Origin of the sequence: Faecalibacter bovis, from assembly GCF_017948305.1 — a bacterium.
GTDB classification, from domain to species: Bacteria; Bacteroidota; Bacteroidia; order Flavobacteriales; family Weeksellaceae; genus Empedobacter; species Empedobacter bovis.
This window is the reverse complement of sequence record NZ_CP072842.1, coordinates 688,682-704,005: the sequence shown is the minus strand read 5'-3', so window position 1 is coordinate 704,005 and position 15,324 is coordinate 688,682. Positions and strand designations below refer to the sequence as shown.

Below are 15,324 nucleotides of genomic sequence, written 5' to 3'. Positions count from 1 at the left end.
GCAAACATTATAGAAAAGATTAGCATATATGTCGGAAACAACAAGATTAAGTAAAGTATTAAAGGAGTTAAACATATCTATAGATCGTGCTGTTGATTTTTTAGAAACTAAGGGGACTACTGTAGAAAGATCGCCTAATTCAAAAATTGATATGCCAACTTACGATATTTTAGTTAATGAGTTCCGTTCAGATGCTAAACAAAAGCAAGCTTCCGGAGAAATAGTCATTAACAAATTATCAGAAATAAAAGCTGCCGAAAAGAAAGAAGCAGAAGCTAAAGCAGAAGCAGCTAAACCAAAAGTAGTTGAAACGACTAAAGTAGTGTTAGAAGGTCCTAAAACAATTGGTAAAATTGATTTAGAAGGTTCAAAAACTGCTAAAAAGGAAGTGAAAATTGTTGAGAAACAAGAAGAAAAGAATATCGAGGCTAAAACTCCTACAGTTCAACCTGTGAAGGAAGATACTAAACCAGTAGTTGAAGCTCCAAAACCAGAGGATAATACACATCCAAAAGTTATTGGTAAAATCGATTTAGATAAATTAAATAATACAGGTAAAACTAAGAAAGAGGAGGCTCCTAAACCTAAAAAAGAGGTGAAGGAGAAACCTGCTGCCGCAGCACCTAAGGCCGAAGTGACGAAAGAAGAGCCGAAACAAGAAGCAGTGGTTAGTACACCTGAAGTAAAATCGGAAGCGAAGCCTGAAGTGAAGAAAGAAGAAAAAGAAGTAGCAGCAGAACAACCTCAGAAAATTGAGACTGTATATACTAAATTAGATGGACCAAATTTTACAGGAGCTAAAATCGACTTATCAAAGTTTGAAAAAGCCCCTAAGAAAGATGATAAAAAAGGTTCAAACAATCCAGCAGACAAAAAGAAACGTAAACGTATTCAAAAAGGAGTTAAACCTGAAGATGTAAAATCTATAGATAACAACAATCGTCCAGCTGGTCAAGGACAAGGTCAAAACCGTCAAGGTGGACAAGGTCAAAATCGTCAAGGAGGTCAAGGTCAAAACCGTCAAGGAGGACAAGGACAAGGTCAAAACCGTCCAGGAGGTCAAGGAGGTAACCGTCCAGCAGGACAAGGTGGTAATCGCCCAGGAGGACAAGGTGGTAACCGTCCAGGAGGACAAGGTGGTAACCGTTTTGGTAACAACCGTCCAGGACAAGGACACCGCGCTCCACAAGCTGAATTGAGTGACGAGGATGTTAAAAAACAAATTAAAGATACTTTAGATAAATTAACTTCTAAAGGTCAAAATAAAAAATCTGCTAAACACAGAAAAGACAAACGTAATGAACGTCGTTTCCAAGCTGAAATGGAACAAGAAGCGATGGACAAAGACAAAACATTACAAGTAACAGAATTCGTTACAGTTAATGAATTAGCTTCATTAATGGATGTTTCTGTTATGGATGTTATTTCTGCATGTATGGCGTTAGGAATCATGGTAACAATGAACCAACGTTTAGAAGCAGATACAATTCAATTAGTAGCAGATGATTTCGGATTTGAAGTTCAATTTGCTTCTGCTGAAGAAGAAAACGATGAAGAAGAAATCGTTGATAATGAAGAAGATTTACAGGAAAGAGCTCCAATCGTTACGGTGATGGGGCACGTTGACCACGGTAAAACTTCATTATTAGATTACGTTCGTAAAGCGAATGTAATTGCAGGTGAGTCTGGAGGTATTACACAACATATTGGTGCGTACAACGTAACGTTAGCTAATGGAAAACGTGTAGCATTCTTAGATACTCCTGGTCACGAGGCCTTTACAGCCATGCGTGCTCGTGGTGCTCAGGTAACTGATATTGCAATTATTGTGATTGCTGCGGATGATCAAATCATGCCACAAACACGTGAAGCAATTTCTCACGCACAAGCAGCTGGAGTTCCTATGGTTTTCGCTATCAACAAAATTGATAGACCAGCAGCTAATCCAGAAAAAGTAAAAGAGCAATTAGCTCAAATGAATTTATTAGTTGAAGATTGGGGTGGTACTTACCAATCTCAAGAAATCTCAGCTAAATCTGGTTTAGGAGTTGACGAATTATTAGACAAAGTTTTATTAGAAGCTGAAGTTTTAGAATTAAAAGCTAATCCAAATCGTAAAGCTTTAGGTACTGTTGTTGAAGCAGCATTAGATAAAGGACGTGGATACGTTTCTACAATGATCGTTCAAAATGGTACTTTAGAAGTTGGTGATTATATCTTAGCAGGTTCTAACCATGGTAAAGTTCGTGCAATGTTAGATGAGCGTGGTAACCAAGTGAAAAAAGCTGGACCATCGACTCCTGTAACAATCTTAGGTTTAGACGGTGCACCAACAGCTGGTGATAAGTTTAAAGTTTATGAAGATGAGCGTGAAGCGAAACAAATCGCATCTCGTAGAGAACAATTACAACGTGAGCAAACAATTCGTACTCAAAAACACATCACTTTAGATGAGATTGGACGTCGTTTAGCATTAGGAGATTTCAAACAGTTAAATATTATCTTAAAAGGAGATGTGGATGGTTCTGTAGAAGCGTTAACAGACTCTTTACAAAAATTATCAACTGACGAAATTGTTGTTAATATCTTACATAAAGGTGTTGGACAGATTACAGAATCTGACGTATTATTGGCATCTGCTTCAGATGCGGTAATTTTAGGATTTAATGTTCGTCCTGGTACAAATGCTCGTGATTTAGCTGATAAAGAAGAAATCGAAATCCGTGCTTACTCTATTATCTATGATGCAATTAATGACATCAAAGAGGCTATGGAAGGTATGTTATCTCCAGAGTTAAAAGAGCAAGTAACTGGTAATATCGAAATTCGTGAAACGTTCAAAGTAACTAAAGTTGGTACTATTGCTGGTTGTATGGTATTAGACGGTAAAGTTTACAGAACTTCTAAAATTCGTATTATTCGTGATGGTGTTGTTGTTCACGAAGGTGAATTAGCTTCATTAAAACGTTTCAAAGACGATGTAAAAGAAGTTTCTAAAGGTTACGAATGTGGTTTAAATATTAAAAACTACAACGATATTCATATTGGTGATATCATCGAGGCTTACGAAACTATCGAGGTTAAAAAGAAATTAAAATAATTTCAAACGATAAATATTAAAGGCGATTCTTAATTGAATCGCCTTTTTTTTGGTTTGTTAATTTGAAAAGGGAGCTAATATATTATATCTTTATTTAATAAAATAATTGTTTATTTATTTATTTATTTATTTATTTATTTATTTGAAATGTTGATCAACACTAAATTAATAATTAACATTTTAAAAATTAAAAGATGAAGAAAATCTTATTACTAAGTGCCTTTGCACTTTTCGGAACTTTCGCTATGGCGGGAACAACTGATACTATTGCAAAAGTTAAATTTTTTAAAACGGAAGGAGTTTGTGTAATTTCTTTTGTAGATAGATATGGGGAAGTATTATGGACTGAAACTCATAATACATCAAGTTCAGCTGCATGCGATCGATTAACAAGAATGAGATTAGCGCAAGTTCAAGGACAGTAATAATTTAATAAATTTTCAATTAATTTCAAGTAAGTGTTATTTTTAACACTTACTTTTTAATAAATAAAATATGCTGTATAAAAGAATATCAATCCTTTTAATTATTCTAGGATTTACTTTTAGTTTTGGTCAAACATATAGATTAGAATATCAATTTAATAATTACATAGCAGTTTTTGGTGAAACACGATCGTTGAATACAACTTTAGATTACGATGAACAAACAAAAGAAAGTTTGTATAAAGTAATTTTAAAAGATTTAAATTCAAAAGCAGAAATAAAAAATAGTAATGTAATTGTTTTAGATACTGAAGAAATAGATAATGAATTAGTTTATTCTAATTTCAATACGTCAGAAATGGTGATTCAAACACAGATTGATATTGAGATGATGTTATTTACAGAGAAAATTCCAGAAATAAAATGGAATTTAATTAACGAATCTAGAACAGAAAATAATTTAAAATTAAATAAAGCCACAGCTACTTTCAGAGGACGTAATTATACCGTTTGGTACACATTAGATATACCTGTAAATGTTGGACCATGGAAATTACACGGATTGCCAGGTGCAATTGTAACTGTAGAGGAAGATAAAGGAAGATATTCTTGGCAACTTACAGGTTTTAAAAAATTAGAAGATAGTACAATTAAAAATCCACTGGAGAATAAATCTTACAAAGTAAAAGATATTAAAGATTATCCTAAATTAAAGTTTGAGCTTTCTGAACGTATGATAGCTAAAATTAAACAAATAGGTGTTAATGCTACTATTCCTAAACGAGAGCGAAGTGATTTAGAATTAAAATTCGAATGGGAAAAATAATCCAATTATTATTTTTATTATTTACTGTAATAGTACAAGCCCAAACTATTAATGGGAAAGTTGAAGACGATACAGGGAATACACTTGCTAACGTAAGTGTATTTTTGTTAAGAGATGGTGCTATTGTAGAAAATAAGAAAACTACTAAAGATGGAAATTTTAATTTAGATTCTCCAAAAATTGGAGATGTAATCAAATTATCAAGTTTAGACTATAATAGTATCGAGCAAGAAATTGAGAAAATAGAAGACTTAAGTTTTGTGTTATATGGCATTGATAATTTTGATGATATTATCAATTTGAAAGCTGTAAAATTGACCAACAAAGTTGTTGTAAAAAAAGATACAATTAGTTATAAAGCTGATCAGTTTTTAATTGGAAATGAAAATAGTACCGAAGATTTATTAAAGAAAATACCAGGCGTTACAGTAGAAGATGATGGTAAGGTTAAAATACAAGGAAAAGAAATAGAACGTATAATGGTTGATGGTGATGATTTGTTGCGAAAAAATTATAAATTTCTTTCGCGTGGTCTGACACCAAAAGCTATAGAAAATGTAGAATTACACTTGAACGACGAGGAAAACTCGTTGTTACGAGGAATGAATTCCGAAAATAAATATGCCATTAATCTTAAATTAAAAGAAGAATTTAAAAATGTCTTATTTGGAGATATAGAGGCAGGTTATAATTTTGATAAAAGATACCGTGTGAATACCTCTTTAATGAGTCTGAAACAAAAAAATAAAACTTATTTTACGAGTTTTATGAATAATATCGGAGAAGATATTTCGCAGGTGAATTATATGGGAAATCTAAACGAATTAATGTATAGTAATTTATCTCATGAATCTATTTTTCCGTTAGTTTCTTTATCAAATTCTTTTACAAGTGTAGATAAAGAAAAGTTTAACTTTAATAACAATCAATTTTTTTCATTCAATAATATTTATCGTTTCAATCCAAAAACAACGTTAAAGTTTAACAGCCAATTAATGTTTGATAAAATAAATTTTGATCAACAAACAATTCAAAAATATTTTATAGGTGATAGTACACAAGTTTTTACCGACCAATACAAAAGTGTAACGAAGGTTTTTAATGCAACAAATGTATTAGAGTTAAAATCTGATTTCGATAAGAAATCTAATTACCAAGGATTTTTAGGCGTATCAGTAGGTAATAATAATATACACACGAATCAATTGTTTAATGATGTTATTACAAAGCAGCAACTAAAAAACAGTGATATTAATTTTCAACAAAAAAATATATATACGTTTAAGTTAAAAAATGATAGCATTGTAAATAGTATTTCTACATTATTTAGTTATCAAAAACAGCCTCAAGATTTTTTAATTGATAAAGAAAATATAAGATTTGTCGATCAAAATAATGATATAAAAAAGTTTTCTCATGCTTTACAATATCAAAATAGATTTAAAAGAAATCAAGTTTTAAATGTTTTTACTACTGGATATAAATATAATAATGAACAATTATTTTCGGATATTCAATCTAAAAATTGGAATCTTGATGACACAGCTTTAAAATTTATCATAAATGATATTTATTTATCTAATTACTTCACTTACGAAAACAAGAAGATAAAATTAGGAGGTAATTTAAATTTATCATATAAAAACTTTAAGTATTCAGAATCGAAAAATAATTTATCATTTAATCCGAATGCATTTATAAAATATAATCTAAATTCCTCTGATAATTTACAACTGTCGTTAAGCAGTAAATTAGATCATGTTAATTTTAATGAAATGATTAATTTTTATAATTATAGTTCTATAAATTCATTACAAAAAGGAGTTGATGATTTGTTTATAAACCGAAATAATAATGTAGGATTAAGTTATAATATAGGGGATTATACAAGTTTAGCTTCTTTTAATTTTGGTATCAATTATAATATAACTGATGGAAGTTTAGTTAATGATTTGTCTTTTCAAAACGATCTGATTTTTAATAGACTATTGATTAATAATAAATCATCACAATCAATATCTTTTTTCGGAAATATAGATTATTACATTAAGCCAATAAAATCTTCAATCAAATTTAAATCATTATATAGTAGTAGTAAAGGCTATTTTTTAAACAATAATACTTTAGAAAGATATCAGAATCAAAGAATTAATATAGACCTTAATTTGGCTTCGGGATTTAGAGGTATTTTTAATTATAAATTATCCAATCAATTCTATTATAATTCGATCAATTCATTTTATATGAATTCTGATTATAGAATAAATACAAAATTAGAAACGTTTTTAAATTTTGATAAAATCTCATTAAATAGTATAATTAATAGAAATTATTTAAGCAATGTAAGAAAAGATATATATTTTTTTGATGCAGATTTAAAATATAATTACAACGATAAATTTCAATTTTCACTTAAAGGTAGAAATCTTATGAATGAGAAAAAATATTCTGTTTTACAATACAATATAACCAATGAAATTACTTCGGTTTATAATATTAATTCAAGGTATATTTTATTGAGTATGAAATATAAATTTTAAAAGGCGATTATTAAATGAATCGCCTTTTTCATAATTATCGTTTAAAATTAATCTAACTAAGTAATTTTTCGTTAACACCAATTAATGGATTAAAAGAATCATATGTTTTGTCCGATATAGACCGATGTCATCGATAATGAACCAGCAACTGGTTCGTCGTTGAAGAATGATATTTCGTCATCTTTTCCTTCTAAAGCTAATGCGTACAATAAAGGTAAATAATGTTCGGGTGTTGGTATTGCTAATTGAAAAGCTTGCCCTTGATCAAAAGGATTCATTAAAGGTTTATGGTTACGTTCTAAAATTGCTTTTTTAATGGTTTCGTTAGCTTCAATTGCCCAATCGAATCCGAATACATCATTGATACGATTCCAAGCAACAGCGCGTAAATTGTGGACAATATTTCCACTACCAATAATTAAGACACCCTTTTTACGCAAAGCTTTTAACTCTTGCGCCAATTGATAATGCTGTTCTGGCGTTCTTCTGTAATCCAAACTAAATTCCACAATCGGAATATTCGCCTCAGGATACATATGTTTAATCACCGTCCAAGCTCCGTGATCCAATCCCCATTCAACATCCAATCCTACTTCAGTCGATTGAACTAAATTTTTAATTTCTTGTGCCAATGCAGGATTTCCGGCTGCAGGATATTGTACATCAAATAAGGCTTGTGGAAAACCTCCAAAATCGTGAATGGTTGGAGGAGTTGTCATTGCAGTTACAAAAGATCCTCTTGTTTCCCAATGGGCTGAAATACATAAAATAGCTTTTGGTGTAGGGATTTTTTCAACGATATCTCGAAATCCTTTAACAAATTGATTTTCTTCAATCGCAATCATTGGACTTCCATGTCCTAAAAATAGTACAGGCATTTCATCACTTTCACCTAATGTGTCTGTAAATTTTGCTAAATCCTGAAGGCTTTTAGCATTTCCAACTAAAGAATCAATTGCTATCAATTTATTTATTTTTTGATTATGAATTCAAAGATATTAAACCTAAAAATCTAAACCATTGACAAATGATAATTAAAAATGGATGAAATATAGATTTATACTATTTTATAAATTAAATAATTGATTAAAAGTTATTTGAGTTTTAAATAATCTGTATTTATGATTAAATTTTAATTAATTATTTATCACTTTATAGATTCGTGAAATTTGAAATAATACATTTTCAAAAATTAAGTTTTTATTTATTTATTTATTTGGAACACATAATTAGTACACATATGATTAATAAATTAAAACTTACTCTATTATCTTCTTTATTGGTTTCTGCTCTTTTTGGACAAGAGCAACAAATTGAATTTAGAGCTTTTGGAATCCCTGGAACAGCTGTGAAAGGAATTCAGAATAATGGAAATGCATTATTAGCAACTTTCAATTATGACTACGCTACAAATGTTATGGTTCCAAAACCAGAAGACATTAGCACATTTGGGTTCATTAATCAAGCAGGTGATATTATTGGAACTAAAATAATAAATGGTTTTACTCATCCAGTATATAAATTAGCAAATACGTAAGAATGGGTTACAGTACCAGTTTTTGAAGGTTTTCAAACAAGTGATGTTACAACTGTTTATAAAATCAGTGAAAATGGAAGATATATTTCTGGACAAATGCAAGCAAAACCATTTGTTTACGATATTCAAACACAAACTTTAACTAATCTATTGCCGCAAGGATATACTTATGGTGCTGGATATAGTGTAGATAATGCAGGGAAAACTGTTGGTTGGGTAGATGCTTATACGAATGGAACTTTTCGTGAGTTATCAATTTATCAAGCAGGTCAGCCATTACAAAAAATTTTAACAGATATTGCTGTACCTGTTAATAACCACATTTGGCACATTACAGATGATGGGATTGTAGTAGGAGATATTACATTAAAACCATACATATACAATCTAAATACAAATGAATATAAAATATTCAATTTACCAGCAGGATATAGAACAGGTGCTTTTGTTTATTCTTCAAATGGGATTACAGTAGGATATGCACAAAATAATGTAATGGATCGTGATGCGATTATTTACCACGAGTCTTTTGGTGAGCAGCCACGTTTATTAAAAGAAATATTGATAGAACAAGGTATTACTATTGATATTCCAGGTGGTCGATTAGGTGGAGCAAACAGTGTTTCTCAAAATGGTAATTTTATTGGAGGTAACGAAAGTGGAAATGCAAGTATAGCTCCAGGTTGGATTATTAATTTAAATGGTTACTTTAATGACTTAGGATGTATTGTTGAAGTCCCAGCTGATATTGAAATTCAAACAGAAATTGGTCAAAATTCTGCTGTTATTACTTACGATGTAACTACAAATTGTGAAGGAGCTACATTACAATTAGTAGAAGGGTACGAATCTGGTGCTGAATTTCCATTAGGAATCACAACTGTAAAATATAATTCGGTAGATGCTGAAGGAAATATTTTGGCTACCGGAACTTTTAAAGTAAATGTAAAAGACGCTTACTGTTCTCCAAGATTTTCTGTACAAGTTGAACCAATTACTAATGTAACATACGGAACAATAAATAATACAACTTCGGCTGATTTAAATTCTCCAGAGATTGAGTATTTCTTAAACATGTCCACTGATATTGCACAAAACGGAACATACGAAATTTCAGTTGCAGGAAATACAAATGGACCTGAGAATGGTAGCGAATTTGCTGTTTATTTTGACTTTAATCAAGATGGAATCTTTAATTCAGATACTGAAGGTTTTTATATAGGTTCAATCTCAAATTCAACTGGAGTTGATGGAAAAACGGCTTCAAATACAATCACAATTCCAGCTGATGCATTATTAGGTGAAACTAGAATGCGTGTAGTTAAAGTTTACAGAATAGTTCCTGAGGATGCTTGTTCTTTTGTTTATGCTTATGGACAAAGTGAGAATTATGTAGTAAATATTACTGCACCGTTAGGAGTTACGGATCTTACAAATTCTTCAATAAAACTTTATCCAAATCCAATTAAAGATATTTTAAAAATTGAATCGGATAAAGAAATAAAATCAATCAAAGTAATTAATACATTAGGACAACAAGTTGGTGATTACAAAGTAAATCAATCTAATACTGAAGTTAATTTTTCAGGTTTAACAAGTGGAGTTTACATTGTACAAATAACAACAGTTGATGGTGTAATTACTAAAAAAGTTATTAAAAAATAAATATATTTTATTTTTACATTAATACATCTCTGAAATCAGCGTTTTTGTCAAATTGTGCTTTAGCAAAAGGACACAAAGGCATTACTTTGATATTATCCTTTCTTACCCAGTCAATGATGTTTTCTAAGATTTGTTTTCCAACACCTTGTCCACCATAAGCTTCATCAACATGTGTATGATCGATAATAATTTTATCTGATCCAGCCCAAGTATAATTCATTGCTCCAGCTTCTATTGTTCCGTCCATTGCTTGTACAGAACCTCTTTTTCCATCGTCAGTTTTTACAAATTCCATAGTATTTATCGTACTTTATAATTCTTTAGAGGTTTGGACGACGTATAATACAATTGAAGCATTAGTTTCTTTTACTATGACAAAGGCATTATTTGATGATTTTTTTCTTTCTGGAGTTGGTCAAGGTTGGACTTTAACATTAGAAGAAATATTTTATCTTTTTGCACCGTTGTATTTTGTTTTAATAAAACGTTCAAAGTATTTTTTAATTATAATCCCTTTTGTAGTGTTTTTTATATTTACTTTTATAAAAAATCAATTAAATATAGAAGGAAATATTTATGGTTTTTTACAAAAAAATATATCTACTTATATTATTGAATTTTTCGTAGGAATTAGTGTTGCGATTTTAGTTCTTAAAGACAAAATAAAACGAAAGGGATTCTACACTTACTTTGGAATAATTTTCTTAGCTCTTTATTTAATCTTTAGACAATATTTAATAGGACCACTAAACCTAAAAAATGAGTTTATTCATTTTATAGAAATGTTTGTTTTTTGTGCCTTTGGAATTGCTCCGATCATTATTGGACTTATCTACGAAAAGACATTTGTTCAAAAATTTTTAAGTTTAAAATTAATGGTAATTTTAGGGAAAAGTTCTTATATATTCTATTTAATACATAAAGGTTTTATCCCTATTTTTATTGATGAACATATTACTAATAATAAACTACTACTTTTTATTATATTAAATATTATATCGTATTTCATGTTTATTTATATAGAAGAACCTTTGAATCATTTTATAAGAAAAAAATATAAATCATTAAAAACAACTTAAAAATAAAACCACCTCATTTGAGATGGTTTTTTATATATAAATTATAATAATTCTTCATCTACCATATTCGGTAAAGTAACCTTTAATAAAGGTTCTTCTTCCATGGCGCGTTTGATGGCAAAGATAGCTTCTTCGTTTCTTGCCCACGAACGACGAGCGATTCCGTTATTCACATCCCAATGCAGCATTGATTTTAATTTGGTTTCAGATTCAGTAGAACCGTCTAATAACATTCCAAATCCACCGTTGATGACTTCGCCCCAACCAACGCCACCACCGTTGTGGATAGAAACCCAAGTAGCTCCTCTAAAACTATCCCCAATTACATTATGTATCGCCATATCTGCTGTGAATTTCGAACCATCATAAATGTTAGATGTTTCACGGAAAGGAGAATCTGTTCCAGAAACATCGTGATGATCGCGTCCTAGAACCACAGGTCCAATAATTCCTTTGGCAATCGCATCATTAAAAGCTTTCGCAATTTTGATTCGACCTTCAGCATCGGCATATAAAATACGAGCTTGTGAGCCTACGACTAATTTATTTTGTTGTGCGCCTTTAATCCAAGTAATATTATCTTGCATTTGTTGCTGAATTTCTTCAGGTGAATGCTGCATAATTTCTTCTAAAACTTGACAAGCGATTTCGTCCGTTTTCTGTAAATCTTCTGATTTTCCAGAAGCACAAACCCAACGGAAAGGTCCAAATCCATAATCAAAACACATTGGTCCCATAATGTCTTGTACATACGAAGGATATTTAAAATCGATACCATTTTCAGCAATTACATCCGCTCCAGCGCGAGAAGCTTCCAACAAGAAAGCGTTTCCATAATCGAAGAAATAGGTTCCTTTTGCGGTATGTTTATTCACTGCTTCAGCATGACGACGTAAGGATTCTTGTACTTTTTCCTTGAACAATTCTGGATTATTGGCCATCATTTCATTTGATTCTTCAAAAGATAATCCGACAGGATAATAACCACCAGCCCAAGGATTATGTAAAGAAGTTTGATCGGATCCTAAATCGATGTATAAATTTTCTTCATCGAATTTTTCCCAAACTTCAACAACGTTTCCATCGTAAGCAATCGAAACTACTTCTTTATTTTCCTTAGCATCGCGAACACGTTTTACCAATTCATCTAAATCCGAAATTACTTCATCTACCCAACCTTGTTCGTGACGTTTCCAAGTGGCTGCAGGATTTACTTCAGCCGTTACAGAAACTATTCCCGCAATATTTCCAGCTTTTGGTTGAGCACCTGACATTCCACCCAAACCAGCAGTTACAAATAATTTTCCAGCCGTTCCTTGATCATCAATTTTACGGCAACCGTTCAGAACTGTAATCGTTGTTCCGTGTACAATTCCTTGTGGACCGATGTACATGTAACTTCCGGCTGTCATTTGTCCGTATTGAGAAACGCCTAAAGCATTCATTTTTTCCCAATCATCCGGTTTCGAATAATTCGGAATCACCATTCCATTTGTAACCACTACACGAGGTGCATTTTTGTGGGATGGAAATAAACCCATCGGATGACCCGAATACATCACTAAAGTTTGTTCATCGGTCATTTCCGATAAATATTTCATCGTCAATAAATATTGTGCCCAGTTTTGGAAAACGGCTCCATTTCCGCCGTAAGTAATTAATTCATCTGGATGTTGAGCGACCGCAGGATCCAAATTATTCTGAATCATCAACATGATTGCTTTCGCTTGCTGAGAATTTCCGGGATAATCCTTGATTGGACGTGCGTAAATCTCATAATCTGGTTTGAAGCGGTACATGTATATACGACCGTATTTCTCCAATTCTTCCTTGAATTCAGGAATTAATTCGGCATGATGTTGAGGTTCAAAATAACGTAAGGCATTTTTTAACGCTAATTTTTTCTCGTCGGCTGATAAGATTTCTTTGCGTTTAGGTGCGTGACTTACGTTTTCATTCACTATTTTTTTCGGTGGTAAAACCGATGGAATTCCTTGTTTTATTTGTTCTTGAAATGTCATTTTTTTGTGTTTTTAAGTTTTGAGTTTAATGCTTTCGAATAATCTATTTATGTATGAATCTTCGATAAACTCAGAATGATGATTTAATAGAAATAATCTGTTTATAGTTTAAAATAATGGATTATAAATACACTTATACTTTCAAATAATAATATTAAACCTAATAAATATGCAACGTAATTTCCAAAAGTTTTTGGTTTGTAATCTTTCAGTTTATTTAAAAAATATAAAATACTAAAACTCATAATACAACTACAAGCTATAATTAATATTAGAAGTAAAGAGTTATTATTATCTTTTAAAATATCGATTGATATTATATTTAATATTAATACAAGAATCGAGGAAACAGCAATAAAATATTCAGCTTTTTGATCTTTCGAATGACTACTGTTAGATCCAAAAATCATGAATATTAATTCTAATAAATCCATCTAAAATTATTCAGATTAAAACTTCATGATTAATTCTTGAAACTTCTCAGTCTGTAACAAGTCAATAATATTATTGATATCATCTCCAATCAAACGATCATCTTCTAATTTTGGACAAACTTGTCGCACTGCAGCAAAAACTTGTTCTAAATAGGGACTTGTTTGTTTTGGTCTTCTAAATTCTAAACCTTGACAAGCGTACATTAACTCGATTGCTAAAATACGTTCAACGTTATCTAAAACTTGATTAAATTTTCGTCCTGAAATACTTCCCATCGAAACGTGATCTTCCTGTCCTAAAGACGTTGGAATACTATCGGCAGAAGCAGGAAAACATAATGTTTTATTTTCTGTACATAGGGCTGCTGAAGTATATTGAGGAATCATAAATCCAGAATTTAATCCAGAACTTTCTGTTAATAATTTAGGTAAACCGTATTTTCCTTCGATCAATAAATATTGGCGACGATCAGAAATGTTTCCTAATTCTGACGCTGCAACTGTTGCATAATCTAATGCCATTGCTAATGGTTGTCCGTGGAAATTTCCTCCAGAAATTGCTTCTTCCTCCGAAATCACAATCGGATTATCTGTAACAGAATTTAATTCGATTTCAGCTAATTCTTGTAAGTGAAAAAATGCATTTCGAGAAGCGCCGTGAACTTGTGGAATACAACGTAAAGAATAAGGATCTTGAACGCGGCCACAATTTTGATGAGAATATGCGATACCAGAATCTGCTAATAATTTTCGCATGCGTTCTGCGACTAAAACCGTTCCTTTAAATGCACGAATTTGGTGTAATTCAGCTTTGAATGGGCTTGGAGAACCTTCGTAAGCTTCTAATGATAATGCACCAGCAACATCAGCTAAATTCAATAAATACTCGAATTTCTTTAAACCATGTAAGGCATGAGATAAGATAAATTGTGTTCCGTTGATTAATCCTAAACCTTCTTTTGCTGATAAATGTAGTGGCTGTAAATTGTGTTTTGCTAATGCTTCTTTTGTTGAAATGATTTGTTCACCTTCCCAAACTTTTCCTTCTCCAATTAAAGGTAAAAATAGGTGAGATAATGGTGCTAAATCTCCAGATGCTCCAACTGATCCTTTTTCAGGTACAACAGGAATAATATCTTTTTCCACCATTAATAAAATGCGTTCTACCACTTCTAATGTCACGCCAGAAAATCCTTTAGATAAAGCATGAGCTTTTGCTAAAAGCATAGTTTTAGAGATTTCTTTTTTGATTGGATTTCCAACTCCAACTGCATGACTAATTAATAAATTGTGTTGTAATTGTCGTGTTTCTTCTTCAGAGATTTTTGTATCGCACAAAGGTCCGAAACCTGTATTAATTCCATAAACCGTTTGTCCAGACGCAACGATTTTTGCAACGTTTTGTTGAGAAGTTAAGATTTGCTGTTTACTAATTTCATTTAGAGAAATTTGGTTATATCCAGACTGAATTGCCTTGAAATCTTCGAAAGAAATAAAGTCTACTCCTAGAGTTTTTGTGTTCATTTTTTTATTGGTATATAAGAACTCAAATATACAAAATAGCAAATAAGGTATTAATCATATTAATTTTTAATGATTAAAAAATAAGCGAGTTATAAGTGTTTTCTTGAATTTTTAATCATTAAAAACTAAATCAGTTGTTTATATATTTTTAAACGTTTATAACTAGTTAAATT

Annotated in this window: 12 protein-coding genes; 7 read left to right on the top strand and 5 right to left on the bottom strand. The window is 31.1% G+C overall.

The annotated features are described in order from the left end of the window. The first annotated feature begins 28 nt into the window (after nt 1-28). The 4 genes from infB (at nt 29) to J9309_RS03390 (ending at nt 6,891) form a co-directional block, all read left to right on the top strand. Complete coding sequence (gene infB / locus J9309_RS03405) at nt 29-3,100, top strand: translation initiation factor IF-2 (protein ID WP_230477060.1); 3,072 nt, start codon at nt 29-31, stop codon at nt 3,098-3,100. 194 nt (nt 3,101-3,294) lie between these two features. Next, nucleotides 3,295-3,525: a hypothetical protein gene (locus J9309_RS03400; protein ID WP_230477058.1), complete on the top strand. Its 231-nt coding sequence runs from the start codon at nt 3,295-3,297 to the stop codon at nt 3,523-3,525. Nucleotides 3,526-3,595: 70 nt separating this feature from the next. Further along, nucleotides 3,596-4,351, top strand: coding sequence for a GLPGLI family protein (locus J9309_RS03395; protein WP_230477056.1), 756 nt, complete (start codon nt 3,596-3,598; stop codon nt 4,349-4,351). After that, nucleotides 4,339-6,891 (top strand): porin family protein, encoded by a 2,553-nt coding sequence (locus J9309_RS03390; protein WP_230477054.1) that lies wholly within the window; start codon nt 4,339-4,341, stop codon nt 6,889-6,891. Before J9309_RS03395 ends, J9309_RS03390 begins: the two co-directional genes overlap by 13 nt. 98 nt (nt 6,892-6,989) lie before the next feature. On the opposite strand, the gene ygiD is transcribed toward J9309_RS03390, so the two are convergent. Further along, on the bottom strand, nt 6,990-7,769 hold the full coding sequence (ygiD, locus tag J9309_RS03385; RefSeq protein WP_230477841.1) for a 4,5-DOPA-extradiol-dioxygenase: 780 nt from the start codon (nt 7,767-7,769) through the stop codon (nt 6,990-6,992). A gap of 362 nt (nt 7,770-8,131) precedes the next feature. Here ygiD and J9309_RS03380 point away from each other — a divergent pair, with 362 nt between their 5' ends. Continuing rightward, nucleotides 8,132-8,428, top strand: a complete 297-nt coding sequence (locus J9309_RS03380; RefSeq protein ID WP_230477052.1) for a hypothetical protein — start codon at nt 8,132-8,134, stop codon at nt 8,426-8,428. A gap of 96 nt (nt 8,429-8,524) precedes the next feature. After that, entirely contained in the window at nt 8,525-10,093 is a 1,569-nt protein-coding gene (locus J9309_RS03375; RefSeq protein ID WP_230477050.1) for a GEVED domain-containing protein, read from the top strand. Between the two features lie 13 nt (nt 10,094-10,106). Here J9309_RS03375 and J9309_RS03370 read toward each other — a convergent pair whose 3' ends face one another. Then, nucleotides 10,107-10,388, bottom strand: coding sequence for a GNAT family N-acetyltransferase (locus J9309_RS03370; RefSeq protein ID WP_230477043.1), 282 nt, complete (start codon nt 10,386-10,388; stop codon nt 10,107-10,109). On the opposite strand from J9309_RS03370, the gene J9309_RS03365 reads away from it, so the two are divergent. After that, the gene (locus J9309_RS03365) at nt 10,312-11,172 is read left to right on the top strand and encodes an acyltransferase family protein (RefSeq protein WP_317192144.1); all 861 of its coding nucleotides are present in this window, start codon (nt 10,312-10,314) and stop codon (nt 11,170-11,172) included. The genes J9309_RS03370 and J9309_RS03365 overlap by 77 nt on opposite strands. Before the next feature lie 41 nt (nt 11,173-11,213). Here J9309_RS03365 and J9309_RS03360 read toward each other — a convergent pair whose 3' ends face one another. The 3 genes from J9309_RS03360 to hutH form a co-directional block, all read right to left on the bottom strand. Beyond that, entirely contained in the window at nt 11,214-13,193 is a 1,980-nt protein-coding gene (locus tag J9309_RS03360; RefSeq protein WP_230477041.1) for a urocanate hydratase, read from the bottom strand. A gap of 101 nt (nt 13,194-13,294) precedes the next feature. Further along, nucleotides 13,295-13,627, bottom strand: a complete 333-nt coding sequence (locus J9309_RS03355) for a hypothetical protein (protein WP_230477039.1) — start codon at nt 13,625-13,627, stop codon at nt 13,295-13,297. A gap of 15 nt (nt 13,628-13,642) precedes the next feature. Beyond that, complete coding sequence (gene hutH, locus J9309_RS03350; RefSeq protein WP_230477032.1) at nt 13,643-15,151, bottom strand: histidine ammonia-lyase; 1,509 nt, start codon at nt 15,149-15,151, stop codon at nt 13,643-13,645. Nucleotides 15,152-15,324: the final 173 nt, after the last annotated feature.